Consider the following 23,360-nt stretch of genomic DNA (forward strand, 5'->3'; position numbering starts at 1 on the left):
TAAATTCAGAGTGATCTTTTATAGTGTGTTTTGTGGCTTAACAGCCAAAACCATACAAATTTTGATGTAAGTCGCCACCAAGAAAGAACAGCTTTAGACACTTACAAATAAAGAACAATGGAGAGGAGGAAGCAACGAAAAAAACATGCTCTCAGGATTGTGCAAGGTGTCATATTCTTCTTCCCCGGCGAAAAGGGGACTGGCAGCATTATCAAAACTTCATATGGGTAATCGCTGCTAGAGTCGTACGACCTTGCCAATTTAAACATGCGAGGTGAACGTAGTTAAGATGTGGCAGCGAAAGAAGCTTTTATCTGTTTACTTAGTATTCGCTTTGCTGGTGAATCTCTTCTTGCCATCCGCGTTTGTCAGTGCCAATGAAGTACCGATGAACGCAGGAATCACCAGTGAAGAAGGTGCCCCAACAAGTGGCGAGGTGTCCGAGCCGGGAACGGATCAAGAACCAGGCGCGGAGAATCCAGAGCCAGGTGCGGAGAATCCAGAGCCGGGTGGGGAGAATCCAGAGCCGGGCACGGAGAATCCGCAGCCGGGCACGGAGAATCCGCAGCCAGGTACGGAGAATCCGCAGCCAGGCACGGAGAATCCGCAGCCAGGCACGGAAAATCCAGGAACCGGAACGAATCCGGTGCCAGACCCGCCACCGCCACCACCGCCACTACCCCCAGCACCACCTGTAGAGCCCGAAAAATCACCAGAGAACATCATAACAAAAGTGGCGATGAAGGATGAGGAAGGTAATAACATTACCGAGATTCGTCCTGATCAGGGATCAATGGTAAAGATCATCTTCGACTGGCATCTTCCGGAGGGGCACACCTATAAGGGTGGCGACACTTTTACCTTCGATCTGCCGGACAAATTTAAGGTAGACCGACTTTTGGATGGACCTCTCACGGGGGACGTAGGGACATTTGAAGTAACACCGGAAGGCACCGTTACCTTCACTTTTAGCGAAGATGTGGAGAATGACGAATTCGTCGGTACGTTTGAGGTTTGGCGAACCTTTGACGAAAGCAAATTTTCCGGGGGAACGAAGCAGCAGATCGAATTTCCGTTCGGAGAAACGATCAACGTTCATTTCAAAGCCAATATCCGGGAAGAAATGGACAAGCAAGGAACAGCCAAGAAAATGAACCCAAGCGAGATCGACTGGGTTGTCGATTTTAACAAGGGCGAGCAAAAGATTACAGGCGCGACCTTCCAGGATAGCATACCTGCCGGACTTGAACTCGTTTCTTCTTCTGTCGAGGTATATGAGCTGGAGGTCATGCTGGACGGAAGCGTAAGGCAGGGAAGTGCTGTGACGATACAGCCAACAGTCTCCGGCAATCAGTTCCAGCTGGTCTTTGGAGATATCGATAAAGCGTATCGCGTCAAGTACAAAACAAATATCCTTGAGGCCAAAAATACGACATACACCAACAATGTGTCGGTTACGGGCGGTTCGTACGCAAAGGACGATTCAGCATCCGTCAGTGTGGCATTCAGCGAACCGCTCGCGAAAAAGTCTCTTGATTACAAGTCTTCTACACAAACCCTCACTTGGTCCATTGAGTACAATTACAATGAGCAAGTGATCGCACCGGGAAGTGCCTGGATTGTCGATACCTTTGAAACTGAGCAGACTCAGGAATTCCTCAAGGACACACTGAAAGTCTACGAGGTTACCATCGACGAAAACGGTAAGGCGACCCGGGGAAACCAAGTGGCTTCTAATGAATACATCATAGACGATACGGTTCCAAACGGCTTTAAACTGGACTTTCCGAACGGCGTTCAGTCTGCCTATGAAATCATTTACGACACAAAAGCGAAGGACCGTGTTCGCAAGAGTGTCAATGTGACGAACAAGGCAGAGATGTACGATGGCACGACTAAACAGGCAACGAAAGGGATGTACCAGGTCATCTTTTGGAAGGACGCCAAAAACGAGGACATCAACTACAGCACCAAGACCATTCTCTGGAAGATGTATCTGAACTATGACAACTATCAAATGGACGAAGTTGTCATCACCGACCACTACAAGGGCCAAGGGATTGAGCTTGACAAAGATAGCCTGAAAATTTCCGGATTGACAGAGGGGACAGATTACACGATCGAGCCCATCAACAATTATCGCGAAGGGTTTACGATCAAGTTCAATCATCCGATCAGCACGAAAGTGGACATCGAGTACAAGACAAAGTTTGACCCGAACTACTTCAATGCCCATGACATTACCAACCATGGAAAGCTGACATGGCTTGAAAACGGAGTGTCATACGAGAGGGAAGATTCGGCAACGGTTTCCTCGGACCGTTACACCAAGAACAACGGGAATAAAACGGGGACGTATAACCCTAAAACGAAAACCATCACCTGGATCATCGATGTAAACTACAATCTGCAAGAGATTAACCAGGCGGTGATCAAGGATTTCTATCAGGGAGAGCAAACATTTGTCAAGGAATCCCTGAAGGTGAATCGTTTGAACCTCCAGGGTGGAGCCGACCAGGTAGAGGTTAAAGAAGAGCTGCCTAGCAGTGCGTATTCGTTTGAAGGCGGGCTGAAGAACAGTGAAGGTCACGAAGGCTTTGCACTGACGTTTAAAGATCCCATCGACTCTGCATATCGCATCACGTACCAGACGAGCCTGAAAGGCCATGAGGTCTTGGCAGAATACATGAACGATGCAACCATGAGCGATGGCGGCGGGCCGGCGTTGTTTGCCCAATCCGCTTCGGTGAAGCCAAAGCATGGTGGGGAGTATATCCTTAAACAAGGCAAGCAGGGAACAGGGGCAGATGCAGAAAATGCGTTCTGGACCATTTACCTGAATCGAAATCAGTCCTGGATCGATGCCGGTGCGAAAGTAACGGACAAGCTGTCTGACAATCAAGTGCTCCTTCCGGAATCCTTCCAGCTCTATCAGACGGTGGTGGATGCCAACGGGGTAGTGAGCAAAGGCGAACCAGCCGATCCCGCGGACTACGAACTGAAAGTTCTTACGCCAGCGGATGGGGAGCATAGCTTTGAATTGATCTTCAAAAAGCCGATTGAGAGCGCCTATATTTTGGAATACAAGTCGTTCATCATCGCGGAAAATGGAGAATACATCAAGAACAGCGCCGCTTTTGCCGGAAGAACGTCCCTGGCTGACGATGGCAGTGGACAAGGTGGAATCAAAGTCAGCTTGTCAGGAGCTGGCGGAGGGGCGTTCCCTGCTGGGAAAGCATTCATCAAAATCGTGAAAACGGATGCCGCATCAGGTGAATTATTGGCAGGAGCCACATTCGAACTGTATGACAAGACAGGCAAAATGCTGCTTGAAACGCTTGTAACCGATGAACAGGGAGTAGCAGTAACAAAGAAAAAATACAGCTTTAAAGAGTATGTACTCAAAGAAAAATCGGCCCCATCTGGGTATCTCGTCGATGAAGCGTACGCAAGCGGCAAATTGATTGCTTTCAAAGAAGACAAAGAAATTTCGGTTACAAACCAAAAAGGCGACTGGAGCTTTAAATTGACGAAAGTCGATTCGGAGGATGGCGAGAAGAAGCTCGAAGGCGCTGTCTTCAAACTCCAGCGGAAAAACGGCGATAAGTTTGAAGACGTTGCTGACCACACTTCGCTTGTAACTGACGCAAACGGAGAGCTCTATCTCGCGAAATTGGAGCCTGGAGATTATCAGTTAATCGAAACAAGTGCGCCGAAAGGGTACAAGCTGGATGAAACACCGATTCCTTTCACGATTCGGCCAAATCAGACTGCCGTGATTCCATGGACGATGAAGAATGTTGCGAATCGCGGTTCAGTAGAACTCGTGAAGGTAGACGAGTTTGACCATAACATTACGCTGGCAGGAGCGGTATTTGAGCTCCGCGATGCAGACGGCAAAACGCTGCAGTCGAACCTTTCAACAGATGAAAATGGCAAACTGGTGATACCAGACCTGAAGGCAGGAAAGTATCAATTTGTCGAAATTACAGCTCCAACTGATTATCTGGTCAGTCAGGAAACATTGGAGTTCGAGATCGTAAATGAAGGCGAAGTCGTACAGAAAATCTTTACGAACAAGCTGATCCCGGGTTCTGCAACACTGACCAAAGTCGATTCCAATCGACCAGACGTCAAGCTGGAAGGTGCGCAGTTCAGAGTGTTGGACGAGAACAAGAAGCCGATCCTGAGCGGACTGTCCACGGACAAAAACGGTGAATTGCACGTTCCAGATCTCAGACCTGGCCTTTATTATTTCGAGGAAACACGAGCACCCAGCGGTTATGTCATCAAAGACAGACTAACTGAATTCGAGATTAAAAAGAATGAGATTACAACCGTAACGATCGGGAACGTCCGCTACTCTGGCGGAGGCGGCGGTGGAACGCCACCGGTAGACCCACCCAATCCACCAGTAGACCCGCCAAATCCTCCGGTAGATCCACCGAATCCACCGGTAGACCCGCCAAACCCACCGGTTGATCCGCCGAATCCGCCGGTAGACCCGGAGAAACCGGAAAAGCCTGAGAAACCAGGCAAGGACAAGCCGGACAGACCGGATCGGGACGAGCCTGAAGAGAAACCAGAAATACCGGGCGTTCCGTCCAAGCCGTCCAAGCCTGGCGAGCCTTCCATGCCGGAAGTGCCTGTCACGCCAACTCCGGTAGAACCAACACCGGAAAAACCTGTAGATCCAGCGCCGGTGACACCGGTAGATCCGGAGCCAACTACCCCAAGCCCGAGCGTGCCTACGAGTCCAACGAAGCCCGTTGAGAAAGTAGACAAGCCTGTCGGCTCGGTGAAAGTGCCAGAAGGCGGAACGGCAACCATCGGCAAACAGCCTAAGCATGGTACTGTCACAGTCGATCCGAGCGGCAAATGGGTATACACGCCTAACGGCGGTAAAAAACAAAAAGATTCGTTCTCGATTATTGTCAAAGATAAAGACGGCAATGAAGAGGAAATGCTGTATGAGGTAGATGGAGATGTTCCGACTGGCGGCATCCATCCGGACAAGGCAGCCAAAAAGGTCCTGCCGAAGACTGGAGAAGAGAGCCACCTCCCGCTTCAGTTGGCGGGAGCCGGCCTCATTGTTCTTGGAGCGTGGCTCTACAGAAGAACCCGTTCCATGCGCAACATGTAACGGAATTACGCACATTCAAACGGACATCAATAAACCATAAGCCTGCTTGGGGCTGTCTCGCAAGTAGTTGTACTGCTGGCGGGGCAGCCTCTTTTTATTTGCGGGAATGCTACGGCTTGAAGCATATGGATATGGAATCGCGCGGCCAATGCAATAAACAGGGCGACAAAGGAAAACCTATCCTCATGAAGGGGGATGGAATGATGGATGTAACAGAAAAGCTCTGGGCAGAGCTCGAAGAAGTGATCGATCCGGAAGTAGGTGTGAACATTGTCGATCTGGGCCTGGTATACGACATTGCGGTCGATGAGGAAAACAATGTGACTGTCACTATGACGTTGACCATTCCCGAATGCCCGCTTCGCGATATGATCGTCAGCAATGTGGAAGCCAAAGCCAAAAGCATTCCAGGGGTAGGGAACGTTCATGTCAACCTCGTTTTTGAGCCAAGATGGAGTCCGGCCCGAATGAATGACCGTGCGAGGGAAGAGATCAGAAATCGAAGGGCCCATGTGTAAGCGGCCGGGAAAAGTCTGAACAACAAGCTCCAAACAGCATGACAAAAAGCTCAAGCCTGACATACTTGAGCTTTTTGCCGCTTCACCAAAACGGGCGGTCCGATCAGGAGCCAACAGCAGCAGCGGATCAGTGAAACCCTGAAGATTTCTACACGCACCCTTTTTTGCACAGTGATATGCAAGATTGCTGGCCCGCGGAAGCAGCATAGAAAATAAATCGGGAATTCAAAGGAAAGAATAGACTTGTTCTTTCCCGTAAGTTACTCTATAACTTGAGTGCGCCCCGAAAAAACTGCACTCATGTAGAACGATGTTGCTAACCGATAGATGTACATCCTTTATGAATTCCCATTAGGGAGGACCCGATTTTATGTGTTGCATCGCATTCATGCGTACAAGGTAATGTAAGGTACAGAACATGTATAACCTGTCCATTTTTTTAGAAATGGTCCAGGTTTATTTGTGCTGTGCCTTTTTCATTCCCTACTACGAATGAATGAGGTGCTTTTTATGCCCAAAAATAGACGGACATCCAGGGGAAAATCCCGGATCTCCTCAAACTTCTCTGCACAACATTTGTTGATTAATAAACAATTGAGCAAAGACATGATCGACATGGCGAAGATAACGCCGAATGATACGGTAATAGACATCGGCGCCGGCAAAGGGGCGATAACATTCCCGTTGGCAAAAAGAGCGGCAAGAGTCATCGCTGTGGAGAACGATCCGGTTTTTGCCGAGAAGCTGCTCGATAAGATGCAAGGAGTAGCGAATATTCGGATGAACAGGCAAGATTTTTTACAGTTCAACCTTCCCAAAAGTCCGTTCAGTGTCGTGGCCAATATTCCATTCTCCATCACCACGCCGATACTCGGGAAGCTTCTGGACGACCCTGCTGTTCCGTTGCAGAGAGCCGTGCTCATCATGGAAAAAGGGGCGGCCAAACGGTTTACCAGTGTGCGGATTACGAATCCACGAATCCTGAAATGGCGGATGTGGTTTGATCTCAGGCTCGTCCGGACGGTATCGCCAGACCATTTCTCACCGCCGCCAAAGGTCGAGTCAGCAATAGTAACGATCTTCAGAAAGCAAAGTCCATTGGTTCCACTGCATGCTCATGCAAGGTTTATGGCGTTGGCCACTTATATCCTCCAGCAGCCGCAAGCGCCTGTCTTTGCGGCCTTACAGGGAATTTTTACCCCTTCCCAAATCAAGCATGTGGTAAAAGCGTTGAGACTGGAGCGGAATCAAGCGGTGTCTTCTCTAAATGAGCAACAGTGGGGGGAGCTCTTTCACTCGATGCTCCGGTATGTTGACCCAAGCCGATGGCCGAAGGTGCCAAAGAAGAAGATGCCGAAGATTCCGAGGGCGAAGGCGCCAAAGATGCCAAAGCCAAAAATGCCAAAGATATCAAAGCCAAGGATGCTAAAAAACCCAAAACAAAAGAAATAATCTTTAAAACAAAGCAAGAAAAACACGAAAAGCGATAGAGATGAAAAAGGAGAAAACGCGAAAGTCATTGGGACACCTACCTAGGCGAAATGGAAAAAGCGGAACACTCTTTTAAGAGTCCAACCTTTGAAAAGCACCGGGAACCGGCTGCTTTGGACGCGGTTCCGCTTTTGGAATGCAGTCGGCCAGTACAACCCTCGAGCAGGTGTCCCACCGTACTTTAAGCGGTTTTCTCCTTTTTCATCTCTCCACCCAAGCTCGAACAAAGTTTTCCTTACAAAACCGAAAGCAAAATGTAAGGTAGATCAATAGCTACTTGTCTGGAAACTGGTTACAGTTAATACAACGAGAAGCAAACCGACTGCCATTTGAGTTTCGGGAATAAGCTTGGGAGGAATAAATGTGAAAGCATCTGTACTTGAAGTCAGAGACGTTCAAAAAATATACGGAAATCGAGGAGAAAGTCAGTCGCATGCGTTGAAAGGAGTATCGCTGACTATCCAGGAAGGCGAATTTGTCGGAATCATGGGTCCTTCCGGCTCCGGAAAAACGACGCTGCTGAATGTCATTTCCACACTTGATCGCCCCACGGACGGATTCATTCAGATCGCCGGAACGGACATCACCCAGATGAAACAGAATCAGCTTGCGGACTTCCGTTCGCAAAAGCTGGGCTTCATTTTTCAGGATTTCAACCTGCTGGAAAACTTGACGGTGTATGAAAATATCGCCCTGCCCCTGTCGCTGCAAGGCGTCTCTTCGAGCGAGATTGCCCCCAAGGTGCACAAGGTGGCGCAAACGCTGGGGATTCAGGAGATATTGCAGAAGTACCCGGTCCAGATTTCCGGCGGGCAGAAGCAGCGGGCTGCGGCCGCACGTGCGCTGGTGCATGATCCGGCCATTCTGCTGGCTGATGAGCCGACCGGTTCGCTTGACTCCAAAAACGCGAAAAGCTTGCTGGAGACGATGACCGATCTGAACGAGAACCACGGCGTGTCGATCATGATGGTCACGCACGACGCTTTCAGTGCAAGCTATTGCAGGCGCATTCTCTTTATTCAGGACGGAAAATTGTATACGGAAATTCACCGGACACAAGACCGTCAGCAATTCTTCAAGCAAATCCTGGATGTACTTGCCGAGCTGGGTGCATCGCATGATGTGCGCTAGGAGGGAATGCACATGCTGTTGAAGCTTTCGCTTTCAAGTATGCGAAAAATGATGAAGGACTATCTGGTTCTCCTGATCGGTCTGGTCATCTCGATTACGATCTTTTACATGTTCCAGACGCTGGCGCTGAATGGTGACTTTACGAAACAAAATTCGGTGATCAGCTCGATCCAGCTCGTTTTTAATGTAGGCTCTGTTTTGCTGGCGTTCATTACCTTCTTCTATATCTTTTACGCCAACTCGTTCTTGCTGTCGCTCAGACGCAAAGAACTCGGGATGTATATGATATTGGGCGCGAAGAAGAGGAAGATCAGCCAAATCCTGTTTTTGGAAACGCTTGTGCTCGGGATCATTTCCCTGGTCATCGGCACCATCGCGGGAGCAGGGCTGGCGAGCGGGGTAGGGAGCCTGCTGATGAAGCAGCTCGATATCTCGCTTGAAGGCTACCAGCCCTTCTATCTCCCTTCCATCATGATGACGTGCGGGTTCTTTTTGGTGCTCTTTCTGCTGACGTCATCGGTCAATGCAATCAAGCTGGCCCGTACGACAGAGCTGGACCTCATCCGGGCCGAACAGCAAAATGACAGGGTACAGCGAAAGGGCTTCGCTACGGTTCTGCTTGCACTGATCGGCCTTGCCGGACTCGCAGCAGGTTATTATGCGCTTGTCCATATGGAAGAGCTCAGGGAAATCGGACTCTTCATCGCGGCATCAGCTACCACCATTGGAACCTATTTGATTTTCATCACCCTGCTGCCGGTGTTTGTAAATGCGTTGAAAAAGAATCGGGTGTGGAATGAGCGTAAACTAAATGCTTTCACATTCGCGCAGCTTCGCTTTCGCGTAAACAACCTGACAAAGGTGCTCGGAACGGTAGCGATGCTGATCGCGCTCGGCGTTGGGGCAATGGCTGGGGGCATGGCTTTTCAGAAAAACGTGAGCCTGATGGCGGAAATGGGAAAAGTCTATGACGTCATTATTCACAAGCCTGTGCCTGCAGACTATGAAGCCTTGAAAGCAATGACGGTCGAGGAACAAAACACGTACCGATACAAGGTGGATGATGCGGGGATTTACTACCTGAAGGACGATTTGCTGGCGGATCCGCCGCTAATCAACACGATCGGATTGGAGGACTACGATCCGGACAACCGGGTCAAGCGCGTGTCAACGTCTCTCCCGTCCAAGGTGTACAGCGTGTATGATCATCCTGAGGAAAACCTGGGGCCGGACATCGAGTCGATGCCCCCTGACTGGCAGGAAGCGGTCACGGGCGAATTTATCAACAGCTACGAGATGATCAACGGCAAGGCAGTCCGCATCGTCGATCAAACGACGTATAGCGGTATCCAGGGAGAAGAGCGCTCGGTCGTGCTCGCCAGGGTGGATGACTTTTTAAAGTACAAGCAGGAGCTGAAAGAAATCGATGAGCGGCAAACCCGGTTGTATGCTGATGAGACTGGAGCCGAGGGTCCCCAGCTTTATTCGAAATACACCACATATGCCAGCCTCTATGCCTTTACGAGCGGGACGATGTTCATGGGCTTCTTCCTCGGAATTGCCTTTTTGGCGATGATGGCTAGCTGCCTGATGTTTAAAATCCTGTCCGGGGCTACCCGGGACAAAGACCGCTACAGCATGCTTCGCAAAATCGGAGTTCGCCAGGAATGGCTTGTCGGTTCGATTTACAAGGAGCTGTTCGTCGTCTTCGTGTTTCCTGCCCTGATCGGTCTGGTTCACGTTCTCGTAGGGATGAACATGTTCTCGTTTATCCTGGAAGAACCGTATGTGGGCATTTGGGTACCGATCAGCATTTTCCTGGTCATCTACACATTTTACTATTGGATTACGGTACAGCTTTACAAAGGAATTGTCCTGCCGAAAGAAGCATAAGCGAAAATCCCCCGATTTCCCGGGGGTTTTTTTATGGAGGGAAGCGGCCTACTGCCAAAGGCTCATTCCCTCCAACTCCCCGGTTTTATAAGCAATTTCCCTGATCTTTTCGACATCTGCAATGCGAATCGCACCGCGGTTGGAAAGCTCGATCAGCCCTTGCTGCCGCCATTTTTGCAAAATCTTGTTTACGGTAATGCGGGAGGTGTCGATGTAGCGGGCAAATGACGTTTGATCGATCGGGACGTTTTCATTTTCATGAACGGTGTATAGTCTGATCAAATAATGGGCCATCTGCTGTTCGACCGGACAGTCCTGGAATGCGATGATTTCAGCCAGCAGCCGAACCTTGTATATTTGCGAATTGGTAAAAAGGACGGCGGCCTGGGGGTGATCTTTGCATATATTGGACAGCGCTTCATCGGAGAAGAAGTACAAAACGGAAGGGGAGGTGGTGATGGCGGAAGTCACGTAGGGCCCTTTAAAGGCCCCGTGCTCGCCAGACAATCCGCCGGTTGGCACGTAGTCGATGGTGCGCTCGTGTCCGTTCGCGGATAAGAGGATGATTTTTAAACCGCCGCGATCCAGGTAGTAAAAACCGTTTCCCTGTTCGCCCTGTCGATAGACGGTGGCGTTCTTTTTATACTCCAGCTTTTGGCCATACATCAAAAACGGGGCCCATTTGTAGCGCAGATTGGTCATGGCGATCTCCTTTTCTCGTGATCTGCCTTGGACAGCGGAAGCTAGACAGTCAACGCCGTCTGGGTGTATCGATACGGATAGCGGAGCAATTCCGGTTTCTGGATGACAAAGGTCCGGTTTTTGATCTCGATAATTCCGCTTTCTTTCCACTGCTTCAGAATCTTGTAGACGGTGATCCGCGTCAGACCGGCACAGTCGGCCAGGTCTTGCTGGGTGAGCGGAACCTCGTAGTTCTTAAAATCATCGCAAAGATTCAAAAGAAGGGAGGCGATCTGTTCTTCCGAGGTAAGCGCTTTCATGTTGATGGCAAAAAGGAGAATGCGCAGTTTCTGGCTGACAGTTTGTGTGAACAGCGAGAGCAATTCAGGTTGAGCCTTGAGCATTTCTTGAAATTGGGCACAGGAGAAGTGGTAGACGACCGAGTTCTTTACGGCAACGGCTGTGGTGAAGTGCGTATGACGATCCATGGATTGGACGCCCATGATCTGGCCGGGAACGACGATGTTTAACAGACGGTCATTTCCTTTTGCCGTTGTGGAAATGATTTTTACGAGACCTTTATGGAGGTAGTAAAAACCTTCTCCCATCGTGCCTTGCTTGTATATGATCGTTTTTCCTTTACAAAATTGCCGGGTCCCGTACTTCAGGAACGATTCCCATTTCACATCGGTTTCAAACGGAGATACCATATCGAACACTCCTTACAATTGGAATTGTGGATGCTCGAAAAACGGGCTCGGTTGGCGGTTTCGACTACCCGGTCGGGGAGCTTGAGTGAATTTTTGACATCTGCTGGAGCAGGGTGGCTTCCTGGTTTACTTCCTGTATGGCCGAAGCCAGCTCTCTTATGCCTTCTGTCTGTCCCTGGGTCAGATTCTTCGAGTCCAGGACCATTTCCGAGATCGAGGCCATTTCTGCTTGGAGTGAAGAGAGGTTCTGAGAAATCTCTTTGGCAAAATCTCCGGACATCGTTGCCAAACGGCGCATTTCTCCGGCGACGATGTTGAAGCCTCTGCCGTGTTCGCCAGCCCGTGCGGCCTCAATCGAGGCATTCAGGCTGAGAATTTCGGACTGCTTGGCAATCTGCGAGATCGATTTCAATACGGTAAAAGTCGTTTTCAACTGCTCCAGCATCCCGGTCGTGACGGTATGCAGTTTTTCGCTGTGCAAGGATAAGACTTCAGAGCCTTTCTGCATTTCGATGGATTGTGCAGAAACCTCTTCGACGATCGACGACAAATGCCCGGCGATCTGTGTCAGCGTATTTTGTCGATCCAGGCCGACTCCAAAGACAAGGACACCGGCAATGATTCCATTTTCCTTGATGGGAAGTCCGCCGGCCAGATAGGCAATCCCGTATACGGAGGAATCCATGACTTTGCTGACGGGCATGCCTTGCTCCAGGATGTGCTTGGCAAGACTGCCCTCCTTGATCGGAGCGTGAGGAGACAAGCCAAACTGCAGGGTTTTTCCAGGAATATAGGTTATAAATTTTTCCCGATCCGTTACTCCCAGCGTAAAGTCTTCTTCAAAGCATAAGACCATTTTATGCATGAGAGAAGAAACGCGGACGACATTTTCCAACAGGCTCATTGCCTTCAAACCCCTTCACCAAAAACGTTTTCCGTATCGTTTTGCCACACCAATTCTAAATTTTCAGAACCTTCCACGGATATTATAGATGAAGAAAAAGAGTATTTTCAATCTATGGAGCATGGACAAAACAAAAAAACAGAAATCATGTTAAATGGTTTACATTCAGATGCGATATCAAGCCGTTTTTTGTCAAAAAATGTGGTTGAAACGTTAAGCGCTTTACAATACTCCAGCTTCCCATTTAGTAAAATCATAGCACCGTCCTTTTTGCCTGAAACGGAAAGCGGGCACAAAATTATCGAAACATTCCGATATTGGATAGGGGGTAAGGGAACTATCCGGCGAAACGATCCGGCAGGTTAGACGAAAGCAGCTTGTTCAATGATTCATGAATGGGTTCGTACATGAAAAAATGGAGGGGTAGTCAATGAAAAAGGTAAAAAAATGGGGGGCATCCCTTTTGACGGCTTGTCTGATGATTGTCATGACTGCAGGCTGCGGCGGAAATGCGGCGCCAAGCGGTACTTCCAATCAGCCTGCGGCAGCAGGCGGCGACTCCAAGCCGAGCTACAACTTCAAGCTGGCCCATATTACGCCGCCTACACACACATGGCATTTGGCGGCGGAAAAGTTTAAAGAAGAGTTGGACAAGCGTTCCGGAGGCCGGATGAAGCTGGAGATATATCCGTCCAGCCAGTTGGGAACGGAAGCTGACATGGTTCAGCAAATCGGTGCCGGTTCGGTCGATTTCGGCTTGATTACAGCGGCCTATCTCAGCTCCAGGTCTCCTTCATTTTCTGCCTGGTTTACGCCTTATGCATTTCCTGATCTGAAGGCGGCAAATGAAGCCAGGCATACGGACGTAGCCAAAAAAATTCTCGCGACACTGGAGCAGCAGGGATTGGTGGGCCTTGATTATTTATTCGCCGGGCAGCGCGTGATGCTGTTTAAAGACAAAGAGGTACTGAAGCCGGAAGACATGGCGGGACTGAAGCTGCGGGTCACCCCGAGCCCTCCGCTGCAGGATTTTTACAAGTTTGCAGGCGCATCGACGGAAGGACTGCCGCTGCCCGAGGTGTATTCGGCCGTTCAAACCGGCGTGATCGACGGAATGGATATGGACCTCGATGCGACCATCACCAACAAATACTACGAAGTCGTGAAGTACGGGGCTGTGACCAATCATATGGTGTGGCCTGCGGTCGCGATGGTCAGCAAAGGGACGTTCGACAAGATGCCGGATGAGGACAAGCAGATTGTTCGCGACGCCATTGCCGCGGCGGCTGATTTTTCCGCAACGACCAGAGCGGGGCAGGAAGAAGAGTTCAAAAAAACGCTCAGTGACAAAGGAATGAAAATCTATGAGATCGATCCGGCTCTGTTTGGTCCCATCATGAAGGAGTTTGACCAAAAATACGGACCGACCAACCCGCTCATCCAAGAGTTTATCGATACATTCCGCAAATAGGCAGCCAAAGGGGAACAGACCATGAAAGCATTGAGCGACCTCATTTCTACGGTGGAAAAGTATTTAGCCATTGTCCTCATGTTTGCGATGGCTGTCATTGTTGCACTCGCAGTCGTGTTTCGCTACGTGCTGAATGCCCCCCTGTCATGGGCGGGGGAGGTGTCGATCTTTTTATTGATCTGGAGCAGTTTTATCGGCGGCAGCCTGGGACTGAAGTACAAGTCTCAGGCCGCCGTTACCATTGTCCTTGAGTACGCGACGGCGAAGGTAAAGAAAATGGCAGGCATTGCCGGGCATATCCTGATGCTCGTATTTCTCGCGGTGATGCTCTATTACAGCTATACATGGGTGCTGTCGCCAGGCGTTGCTTTTCAAAAGTCGACAGCCATCCTCCTCCCGATGTGGATTCCGTTCAGCGCGGTGCCGGTCGGCTTGACGTTTGCCGCCATCCATCTGTTGTCCAATCTGATCGATCTGATCCGAGAGGAGGAATTCCGTTGACCACATTGGTAATCCTGCTGTTTCTGCTCTTTTTATTGATGGGCATCCCGATTTCCCTTGTCCTGGGCATGATCACGATCGTCTATTTCTTACTCATGGGGAACACAACACTGCTCACATCTACACCGATGCGGCTTTACTCCGGTCTGGAGAATTTCGGCTTGCTGGCGATCCCGCTGTTTATGCTTGCCGGGGAGCTGATGAACGGAGGCGGCATCACGACCAGGCTGGTCCAGTTCGCGAAGGTGTTCGTGGGGCATGTTCGCGGCGGGCTGGCTTATGTGACAGTTGTGTCGAACATGTTTCTGGCTTCGATTCTCGGATCGGCCAATGCGCAGGCTGCGATGATGAGCAAGGTGATGGTTCCGGAAATGGAAAAGGAGGGCTATGACCGGGAATTCTCCTCGGCCTTGACGCTGGCGTCGTCCATCGTCGCGCCGATTATCCCGCCGAGCATGATCTTTATTATTTACGGGACGCTGTCAGGGACCTCGATTGGCGGGCTGTTTATGGCGGGGATTGTTCCCGGCATTATTTACGGGATTGGCTTCACGGCTCTGATCGCTTATTTGGGGTATAAGAACAATTTTCCGAAGAGCAAACGCGCCTCGGGAAAAGAGATGCTGAGGAGTACGGTTCAAGTTTTGCCAGCGCTGCTGGTGCCCTTTATCATCATTTTCGGGATTTTGAGCGGGGCGTTCACGGCGACTGAATCGGCGGCGATTGCCTGTGTCGTCGCATTCCTTGTCGGCACGTTTTTGTACAAGGAGCTGCACGTAAAAAAGCTGCCGCAAATTTTGATCAATACCGTCATCAGCACGGCTACGGTCACCTTTTTGATCGCGATGGCCAACATTTTTGGCTGGATGATCGCTTTTGAGCAAATCCCTCAATTGATCGCGGGTACGATGCTTTCCGTGTCCGACAGTCCGTTTGTGTTTCTGCTGCTGGTCAATCTGCTGCTGCTCTTGCTCGGGATGATCCTGGACGGCATTGCCGCGCTGATTATTTTGGTGCCGGTGCTGATGCCGCTCGTCACTGCATTTCAGATCGATCCGATCCATTTTGGCGTGATCATCTGCATCAACCTGACGATCGGTCTGTTGACACCGCCGGTGGGTACGGGACTCTTTATCGTCTCCTCCATTGCGGAGGTCAAATTTGAGCGGCTTGTAAAAGCGACAATGCCGTTTTTGGTGATGGCGATTGCCATTTTGTTTGTGATCACCTATTGGGAAGATGCCGTCCTGTTCGTGCCGAAAATATTGGGCTTGTCCCAATAACCTCCCTTTGTATGGCTGATGCCAAATTTTCATCTGCCCGCCAAAAAACGGTGAAAAACGTTAAATGCGCTACAATATTCGAAAAAATTCGATATTATAATCCGTTTCAAGGTGAAAAAACAACATTGCCAGGGGAGGATTGTTTATGGGAATTCGTTCAGGTGCTGAATACATCAAAGGTTTGCAATCCCGGCAGCCGGAGATTTGGCTGCAGGGGCGCAGAGTGACAAGTGTGTACGATGAGGCGGTTTTCAAGCAGCCTATACTCGAAATCGCCAAGCTGTACGACATGCAGCATGATCCGGAGTATCAGGACAAGATTACGCACATTTGCGAGGAAACCGGTGAGAGAGTAAACAACGCCTTCCTCCCGGTAAAAAGCGCGGAGGATCTGGAAGCAAGGAGAAATCTGTATGAGGCGTACGCCAAGGCAACGTTCGGCCTGATGGGGAGAACGCCGGATTTTCTCAATATCGTTCTGACTTCCTTGTACAGCAATGCTTCGTTTTTGGAAAAGTACAACCCACAATGGGCGGAAAATGTAAAGAGCTACTACCGGTACATTCGCGACAATGACCTGTTCCTTACACATGCGATCATCAACCCGCAAAATGACCGGAGCAAGACCTCGCATGAACAGCAGGACATGTTTACGCATTTGGGTGCAGTCAGAGAGACACCGGAAGGGCTGATCGTCAGAGGGGCGAAAATGCTGGCCACGCTGGCGCCGATCACGGATGAAGTGATCATCTATTCGTTCCCCGGCTTCAAGCCTGGCGACGAGCGTTACGCGCTTGCGTTTGCCATCCCGATCGATACGCCGGGACTGCGCATCCTGTGCCGCGAGCCGATGCAGGACGGAAAGCGCTCCGTCTACGATCATCCGCTGGCGTCGCGGTTCGAGGAAAGCGATGCGGTGCTCGTCTTCCACGATGTGCTGGTTCCATGGGATCGCGTCTTTTTGTACAACAACGTGGAAGCGGCGAACGGGCTCTATCCGAAAACGGGAATCGCCCAGCAGCCGGCGCACCAGACCGGAGTGAGAGGGCTGATCAAGCTGCAGTTTGCCACGGAGGTGGCGGTCCGCCTGGCTGACTCCATCGGGGTAGACGTGTATCTGAACGTCCAAAATGACCTGGGAGAGCTGATTCAGTCCGTCGAGTGCATCCGGGCGCTGCTGCGGACAGCCGAGCGGGAGTGCGATGTGCTGCCTTCGGGTGAAATGATGCCAGGCTGGGTGCCGCTCGAGACGATTCGCGGACTGCTCCCGAAAATGTACCCGCGGGCGATCGAAGTGCTGCAAATCATCGGCGCAGGCGGATTGCTCATGTCTCCGACGGATGCCGATATGGTTCACCCGGAACTGGCCGAGGACATGGAGAAGTACTACGCCGGACGGGCGGGCATCTCCGGATCGGAGCGCGTCCGACTGTTCAAGCTGGCCTGGGATTTGTGCGGCGAAGCGTTCGGGCAGCGGCTGCTCCAGTACGAGCGCTATTACACGGGCGACCCGATCCGAAAAAGGGCGATTTTCTACAACAACTACAAACGGGAACGTTCTTTTTCCCTTGTGGATGACGCTCTCAGTGTGTTTGAGGGGAAAAAGACAGCGGAGTCGGTGCTTCCGGTCAAGCGGGCAAGCGGAGCTGACTAAGCGGCGAAAGCGGTAAAAGCGGCGAAAGCGGTAAAAGCGGCGAAAGCGGCGAAAGCGGTAAAAGCGGTAAAAGCGGTAAAAGCGGCAAAAACCGCAAAAGCCGCAAAAGCCGCAAACGTAGTGTAAGTCTACCGAAAGAATCTGCCTGAAGGGAGGGTTTCCGGTGAAAGTGCTGGGTATATCCGGAACCATTATCGGAGCAAAGACGAGCATCCTCGTGCATAAAGTCTTGGAAGAAGTGAAAAAGGAAGCCCCTGAGCTTGAGACAGAGCTGCTGGACCTGAGGGACTTCAAAATGTCGCTGTGTGATGGGCGAGATCCGTCCACCTATCCCGATGACACGAAAAAGGTAATTGATCTCGTAACGTCGGCTGATTGCTACATCATTGGAACGCCGATTTTCCAAGGGTCGCTGACCGGCGCCCTGAAAAACTTGTTTGACCACATTCCGCCGCAGGCGCTGCGCAACAAGGTGATGGGATTTGTCGCCAATGGCGGGACGTACCAGCATTACCTGGTGGTGGAGAACCAGCTGAAGCCTATCGCAGGATATTTCCGGGCCTATGTGGCCCCGGGCTTCGTCTACGCCCACCCGGACCATTTCAATCAGCAAAACGAGATTGTGGACGAGGATGTTCTGAGCCGCATCAGCCATCTGGCAAAAGAAGTCGTACTGCTGCAAAAAGCGCTGAAGGGCGCGGCCGATCTGTCAGCGCAGCGGTAATCCGCTGAAAAGCAACCATCAAAAGCGAACGGGAGTGATTTGCATGAGCATCCTGGCACCGATAAATTTGGCGAAGTTCATTGAGGAGAACAAAGACCAGCTCAAGCCGCCGGTCAACAACAAGGTGATCTGGAAAGACGCCGAGCTGATGGTCATGCTGCTCGGCGGCCCCAACAAACGGCGCGACTTCCACGTGGACCCCTCGGAGGAGATTTTCTATCAGATCAAGGGCGACTGCTATGTGGAGATCATCAACTACGAGGGAAAACGCGAAGTAATTACGGTCAAGGAGGGAGAGATGCTCCTGCTTCCTCCCAACGTTCCGCATTCGCCGCACCGGGTAGCCGATACGATCGGGCTGGTCATCGAGCGAAACCGGGCGGAAGGAGAGCTGGAGGACTTCGTCTGGTTCTGCGACGAGTGCGACAGCGAAATGCATCGCGCCACCGTGCAGCTGACCAATATCGAGGTTCAGGTGAAAGAAGCGATTCACGGCTTCAACAGCAATCTGGAGCTGCGGACATGCAAAAATTGCGGGCACGTCATGCCTCCGGAAGCGAGTGAGTGGAAATGCGAGTAGACTTCCACACGCACATCATTCCGGAAGACCTCCCCAATCTGGCTGAGAAATTTCAAGGCGAGCGCTGGCCCGTCCTGCAGCGGACCTGCGCGTGCGGCGCCAACATCATGGTCGCGGGCAAAGTGTTCCGGGAAGTGACCGATCAGGTGTGGGACCCTGCCAAGCGGATTTCTGACATGGAGCGGGAAAAGGTCGACATGCAGGTCATCTCGCCGATTCCGGTCACGTTCTCCTACTGGGCCCCTGCTGAAGAAGCGGAGCTGATGGCCCGCATCCAAAACGATTTTATCGCGGACACGGTCAGGCAGCATCCCGAGCGCTTTCTCGGGCTTGGGACCGTGCCCCTGCAAAATGCGGAGATTGCGATTCGTGAAATGGACCGCTGCATGCATGAGCTCGGCCTCAAGGGGATCGAGATCGGTACGAATGTGAATGGCAACAACCTGGACGATCCGTCTCTGATTCCCTTCTTTGAAATGTGCGAGAAGTGGGAGGTGCCGCTGTTTGTCCACCCGTGGGAGACACTCGGCCGAGAGCGGATGCCGCGGCACAACCTGATGTATACGGTGGGGATGCCGAGCGAGACGGCCTTGGCTGCTGCCAGCCTGATTCTCGGCGGCGTGATGGAAAAATTCCCTCGGCTGAAGATTTGCTTTGCCCACGGCGGAGGGTCATTTCCTTACATTCTTCCCCGCCTGGACCAGGGCTGGAAGGTATGGCCGCATCTGAGGCTGACCGAGCAGCCGCCAAGCCACTACGCCAAGAGCTTTTATTTCGATTCGCTGAACTACGATCCGCTGAACATTCAATACATGGTGGACCGCTTTGGCGCCGACCGCATTTTGATGGGGTCGGACTACCCGTTCTTGCTGCGGGAAATTCCTCCGGGCGAGGTCATAGACAATGCGCTTTCGCTCACCGAGGAGCAGAAGCGGGCGATGCTGGGCGAAAACGCGCTGCGCTTCCTGAATATGAGCGAGGGCAGGTGAGAGGGAGATGACTACGCATGCGGCTACACCGGAACAAAGATTGCAGGAATTGGGGCTATCGCTTCCGGCCCCACGGCAGGCAGCAGGAAACTACGTAGGCTGTGTCCGCGCAGGCAGCCTGTTGTTTACCGCCGGACAAGGGACAGATGAATACCGCGGCAAGCTCGGCGATGATGTGTCGGTGGAAACAGGCTACATGGCAGCCAGGCAATGCATGCTCAACCTGCTGGCTGTCGTCAAGGCGGAGATCGGCGAGCTGAGCCGCGTAAAGCGGGTGGTGAAAATCCTCGGGTTTGTCAACAGCGCCCCCGATTTTACGGATCAGCCCAAGGTCATGAACGGAGCGTCCGATCTGCTGGTGCAGATTTTCGGGGAGAAGGGGAGGCACGGGCGTTCCGCCGTCGGGATGGCCCAGCTTCCGCACAATAATGCGGTGGAAGTCGAAATGATTCTGGAAATCGAAGAGTAGGAGGCTTTCACATGAGTCAGACTACACAGGCAAATCAGCGAAAGTTGAAGGACGCAAAGCTGTTTATCGACGGAGCATACGTGGACGCGATCTCCGGGGAGACATTTGACACGCTCGATCCCGCGACCAATCTCAAGCTGGCCTCGGTGGCAAATGCGGGCGAAGAGGATGTGAGAAAGGCGATCGAGGTAGCCCAGCGCACGTTTGAAAGCGGCGTCTGGAGCAGGATGCCCGTCGAAGAAAGAGCGAAGATTCTCTGCAAAATGTCCGATCTCGTCATGGAGCGGGTGGAGGAATTGGCGCTGGTGGAGACGCTTGACGTCGGCAAGCCGATCAAGGAGAGCTGCGGCTTTGACATCCCCAGAGCCGCCTGGAATTTGCGCTTTTTCGCCGAAATGGCCAAGTATCTCGTACATGAACATTACGAAATGAACGGCTTCATGTCCTACGCCAAATACGCTCCCGCAGGCGTGACCAGCCTGATCATTCCGTGGAATCTGCCGTTTATGCAGATGACGTGGAAAGCGTCGGCTGCACTGGCGGCGGGCAATACGGTCATCGTCAAGCCCGCCTCCTATACGCCGCTGAGCGCGGTCATGATGGGCGAAATCGCCAACGAGGCAGGCTTGCCGCCGGGCGTTTTGAACATCCTGACGGGGCCGGGCGGAACAGTCGGCACCGCGATGACCACACACCCGCATGTCCGCCGGATATCGTTCGTCGGGGAGACCACGACAGGCAAAACCGTAATGCGGAACGCTGCTAGCCAGCTCATTCCCGTTTCGCTCGAATTGGGCGGCAAATCAGCCAACATCGTCTTTGCGGACGCAGATCTGGATGAGGCGGTGAAAGGGTCGATCGAGGCGATTTTCCGCAACCAGGGCGAAATTTGCCTGGCCGGATCGCGCCTCTTGGTCCAAAAGAGCATCTACGATCAATTCCTGGACAAATTTGTGCAGGCGGTGAAAAAAATCAAGGTTGGCAATCCGCTCGACCCGGATACCGACATGGGGGCGCTTGTCTCCCGCAGCCACCTGGCCACGGTGGATGAATACGTCCGGATCGGACTGTCAGAGGGAGCCAAGCTCGCTTTTGGCGGCAAGCGCATCACCAGTCTGGGGGACGGCAATTTTTACGAGCCGACCGTGCTCTACGATGTGGACAACAAAATGAGGGTAGCCCAAGAGGAGATTTTCGGTCCGGTCATCGTCATCATTCCGTTTGAAACAGAAGAAGAAGCCATCCAGATCGCCAATGACTCCATCTACGGGCTGGCCGGCGTCGTCTGGACGAACGACCTCAGACGCGCTCACCGCGTGGCGGATCAGGTGCAGTCCGGGCTGCTGTGGATCAACTGCTGGTATGTGCGCGATTTGCGAACGCCTTTTGGTGGAGCAAAAGCGAGCGGAATCGGCCGGGAAGGCGGACGGCACAGCTTCGAATTTTATACGGAAGCCAAGACGATCACGATGAAAAGATAGCGGTCGGAAACAACGTGCGGGAGGGATACGGCAATGGACGAGGAAAAAATCAAGCGGCTCGCCGACCATCTGGCGGAGGCGGAGAGAAGCGGCCTGGCTGTCGAGCCGATTACGAAAATAGAGCCGGAGATTTCGGTCGAAGACGCGTATCGCGTGCAGCTTTTGACCGTCGGGCGGAAAGTGAATGCGGGCGATGTGATTACGGGTAAAAAAATCGGTCTAACCTCGCTGGCGATGCAAACCCTGCTCGGGGTAGACCAGCCGGACTACGGCCATCTGCTTGACAGCATGGCTGTGGAAAATCACGGTCACATCTCCTGCAAAAAAGTGCTGCAGCCGAAGGTAGAGGCGGAAATCGCCTTCTTTCTGAAGCGCGACTTGAAAGGCCCGCGCGTGACGGCTCTCGATGTCATGCTGGCGACCGAATATGTGGTCCCAGCACTCGAAGTCGTGGACAGCCGCATCGCCGACTGGAAGATCAAGCTGGAGGACACCGTTGCGGACAATGCGTCCTCCGGCTTCTACGTATTGGGCGGGCGTCCGGTGAAGCCAGACCAGATCGACCTCGTCATGGCCGGCATGGTGCTGTACAAAAACGGCGAAGTTATGAATACGGGTGTGGGCGCGGCGGCATTGGGCAATCCGGCTGTATGCGTCGCCTGGCTCGCCAACAAACTGGCCGAATTCGATATTCCGCTCAAAGCGGGGGAAGTGATTCTATCCGGTGCTTTGTCTGCGGCCATCGCGGCGGAGCCGGGCGATTCGTTCCGCGCCAGGATTGCCCATCTGGGCGAAGTCGGTGTCCGGTTTACAAGCTAAGTGTCAAGGGAGGGAGAGCCATGTCCAGGAAAAAGGTTGCGATCCTTGGATCGGGGAACATCGGCACGGATTTGCTGATGAAGCTGGAGCGTTCCAAATATTTGGAGGTTACGGCGATGATCGGGATCGATCCCGACTCAGACGGACTGTTGCGCGCGAAAAAAGCGGGGTACGAGGTGTTTGACGGAGGGCTGAAGCAGTTTTTGGACAATGCTCCGGAGCTTGCCGACATCGTTTTTGACGCGACCTCGGCGAAAGCGCATATCCGTCACGCCAAGGCGCTCAAGGAGGCCGGAAAGCTTGCCATCGACCTGACTCCGGCAGCAGTCGGCCCGTATGTCGTTCCAAGCGTCAATCTGGGAGAACATCTGCATGAATGCAATATCAATCTGATCACCTGCGGCGGGCAGGCCACGATCCCGATCGTCCATGCGATCCACCGGGTTTGCCCTGTCAGCTATGCGGAGATCGTCGCAGCCATCTCCAGCAAAAGCGCAGGTCCGGGCACCCGTGCCAATATCGACGAATTTACCGAAACGACCGCCCGCGGTCTGGAAGTGATTGGCGGGGCCAAGCAGGGCAAGGCGATCATCATTCTCAATCCGGCCGAGCCGCCGATCATGATGCGGGACACGGTGTACGCGCTGGTGGAGGGCGAGGTGGACGAACAGGCAATAACCGCTTCCATCGAGCAGACCGTTGCCTTTATTCAGTCATACGTGCCCGGCTATCGCCTCCGTACAGAGCCGCTGTTTGACGGCAACCGCGTAACGGTGGTACTGGAGCTGGAAGGCGCGGGAGATTACCTGCCCAAATACGCAGGGAATCTGGACATCATGACTGCGACTGCGGTCAAAGTGGCGGAGGAATTCGCCAAGCCTCACGTCGGGGCGGCGTCTGTCTGAAAGGGAGGGAAGA

At 52.3% G+C, this 23,360-nt stretch carries 19 protein-coding genes; 16 read left to right on the forward strand and 3 right to left on the reverse strand.

From position 1 onward, the window contains the following. The first annotated feature begins 289 nt into the window (after window positions 1–289). From NST96_RS05025 to NST96_RS05045, 5 genes are all read left to right on the forward strand, one after another. Window positions 290–5,143, forward strand: a complete 4,854-nt coding sequence (locus tag NST96_RS05025; RefSeq protein WP_342405668.1) for a collagen binding domain-containing protein — start codon at window positions 290–292, stop codon at window positions 5,141–5,143. A 200-nt stretch (window positions 5,144–5,343) separates the two neighbouring features. Next, entirely contained in the window at window positions 5,344–5,661 is a 318-nt protein-coding gene (locus NST96_RS05030; RefSeq protein WP_311067788.1) for a metal-sulfur cluster assembly factor, read from the forward strand. Window positions 5,662–6,171: 510 nt separating this feature from the next. Further along, window positions 6,172–7,113 carry a 23S ribosomal RNA methyltransferase Erm gene (gene erm / locus NST96_RS05035; RefSeq protein WP_003389332.1) on the forward strand — a complete coding sequence of 314 codons (942 nt, stop codon included), beginning with the start codon at window positions 6,172–6,174 and terminating at the stop codon, window positions 7,111–7,113. A gap of 402 nt (window positions 7,114–7,515) precedes the next feature. Continuing rightward, entirely contained in the window at window positions 7,516–8,283 is a 768-nt protein-coding gene (locus tag NST96_RS05040) for an ABC transporter ATP-binding protein (RefSeq protein WP_003389331.1), read from the forward strand. A gap of 12 nt (window positions 8,284–8,295) precedes the next feature. After that, window positions 8,296–10,176 carry an ABC transporter permease gene (locus tag NST96_RS05045; protein ID WP_251247369.1) on the forward strand — a complete coding sequence of 627 codons (1,881 nt, stop codon included), beginning with the start codon at window positions 8,296–8,298 and terminating at the stop codon, window positions 10,174–10,176. Window positions 10,177–10,224: 48 nt separating this feature from the next. On the opposite strand, the gene NST96_RS05050 is transcribed toward NST96_RS05045, so the two are convergent. From NST96_RS05050 to NST96_RS05060, 3 genes are all read right to left on the reverse strand, one after another. After that, window positions 10,225–10,878, reverse strand: a complete 654-nt coding sequence (locus NST96_RS05050; RefSeq protein ID WP_003389329.1) for a Crp/Fnr family transcriptional regulator — start codon at window positions 10,876–10,878, stop codon at window positions 10,225–10,227. Window positions 10,879–10,919: 41 nt separating this feature from the next. Further along, a complete protein-coding gene (locus NST96_RS05055; protein ID WP_003389328.1) occupies window positions 10,920–11,567 on the reverse strand; it encodes a Crp/Fnr family transcriptional regulator in 648 nt (215 codons plus the stop codon). 64 nt (window positions 11,568–11,631) lie between these two features. After that, on the reverse strand, window positions 11,632–12,471 hold the full coding sequence (locus tag NST96_RS05060; protein ID WP_003389327.1) for a methyl-accepting chemotaxis protein: 840 nt from the start codon (window positions 12,469–12,471) through the stop codon (window positions 11,632–11,634). A 430-nt stretch (window positions 12,472–12,901) separates the two neighbouring features. Here NST96_RS05060 and NST96_RS05065 point away from each other — a divergent pair, with 430 nt between their 5' ends. The 11 genes from NST96_RS05065 to NST96_RS05115 all read left to right on the forward strand — a co-directional run bounded on the left by NST96_RS05065 (window position 12,902) and on the right by NST96_RS05115 (window position 23,347). Beyond that, window positions 12,902–13,942, forward strand: a complete 1,041-nt coding sequence (locus NST96_RS05065; RefSeq protein WP_003389326.1) for a TRAP transporter substrate-binding protein — start codon at window positions 12,902–12,904, stop codon at window positions 13,940–13,942. A gap of 21 nt (window positions 13,943–13,963) precedes the next feature. Then, window positions 13,964–14,443: a TRAP transporter small permease gene (locus tag NST96_RS05070; protein ID WP_342405669.1), complete on the forward strand. Its 480-nt coding sequence runs from the start codon at window positions 13,964–13,966 to the stop codon at window positions 14,441–14,443. Then, a complete protein-coding gene (locus NST96_RS05075; RefSeq protein ID WP_003389324.1) occupies window positions 14,440–15,726 on the forward strand; it encodes a TRAP transporter large permease in 1,287 nt (428 codons plus the stop codon). Before NST96_RS05070 ends, NST96_RS05075 begins: the two co-directional genes overlap by 4 nt. Before the next feature lie 145 nt (window positions 15,727–15,871). Continuing rightward, entirely contained in the window at window positions 15,872–17,380 is a 1,509-nt protein-coding gene (locus NST96_RS05080) for a 4-hydroxyphenylacetate 3-hydroxylase N-terminal domain-containing protein (RefSeq protein ID WP_039070020.1), read from the forward strand. Between the two features lie 163 nt (window positions 17,381–17,543). After that, a complete protein-coding gene (locus NST96_RS05085; protein ID WP_003389321.1) occupies window positions 17,544–18,104 on the forward strand; it encodes an NAD(P)H-dependent oxidoreductase in 561 nt (186 codons plus the stop codon). Window positions 18,105–18,147: 43 nt separating this feature from the next. Further along, window positions 18,148–18,684 (forward strand): 3-hydroxyanthranilate 3,4-dioxygenase, encoded by a 537-nt coding sequence (locus NST96_RS05090; protein WP_243014518.1) that lies wholly within the window; start codon window positions 18,148–18,150, stop codon window positions 18,682–18,684. Then, window positions 18,675–19,673: an amidohydrolase family protein gene (locus NST96_RS05095; RefSeq protein ID WP_031932079.1), complete on the forward strand. Its 999-nt coding sequence runs from the start codon at window positions 18,675–18,677 to the stop codon at window positions 19,671–19,673. Before NST96_RS05090 ends, NST96_RS05095 begins: the two co-directional genes overlap by 10 nt. Window positions 19,674–19,680: 7 nt before the next feature. Further along, the gene (locus NST96_RS05100; protein ID WP_031932080.1) at window positions 19,681–20,142 is read left to right on the forward strand and encodes a RidA family protein; all 462 of its coding nucleotides are present in this window, start codon (window positions 19,681–19,683) and stop codon (window positions 20,140–20,142) included. 11 nt (window positions 20,143–20,153) lie between these two features. After that, entirely contained in the window at window positions 20,154–21,623 is a 1,470-nt protein-coding gene (locus tag NST96_RS05105) for an aldehyde dehydrogenase (RefSeq protein ID WP_031932081.1), read from the forward strand. A gap of 33 nt (window positions 21,624–21,656) precedes the next feature. After that, entirely contained in the window at window positions 21,657–22,442 is a 786-nt protein-coding gene (locus NST96_RS05110) for a fumarylacetoacetate hydrolase family protein (protein ID WP_003389316.1), read from the forward strand. 20 nt (window positions 22,443–22,462) lie between these two features. Next, the gene (locus tag NST96_RS05115; protein ID WP_003389315.1) at window positions 22,463–23,347 is read left to right on the forward strand and encodes an acetaldehyde dehydrogenase (acetylating); all 885 of its coding nucleotides are present in this window, start codon (window positions 22,463–22,465) and stop codon (window positions 23,345–23,347) included. Window positions 23,348–23,360: the final 13 nt, after the last annotated feature.

Source organism: Brevibacillus sp. FSL K6-2834, from assembly GCF_038592925.1.
Lineage (GTDB): Bacteria > Bacillota > Bacilli > Brevibacillales > Brevibacillaceae > Brevibacillus > Brevibacillus borstelensis.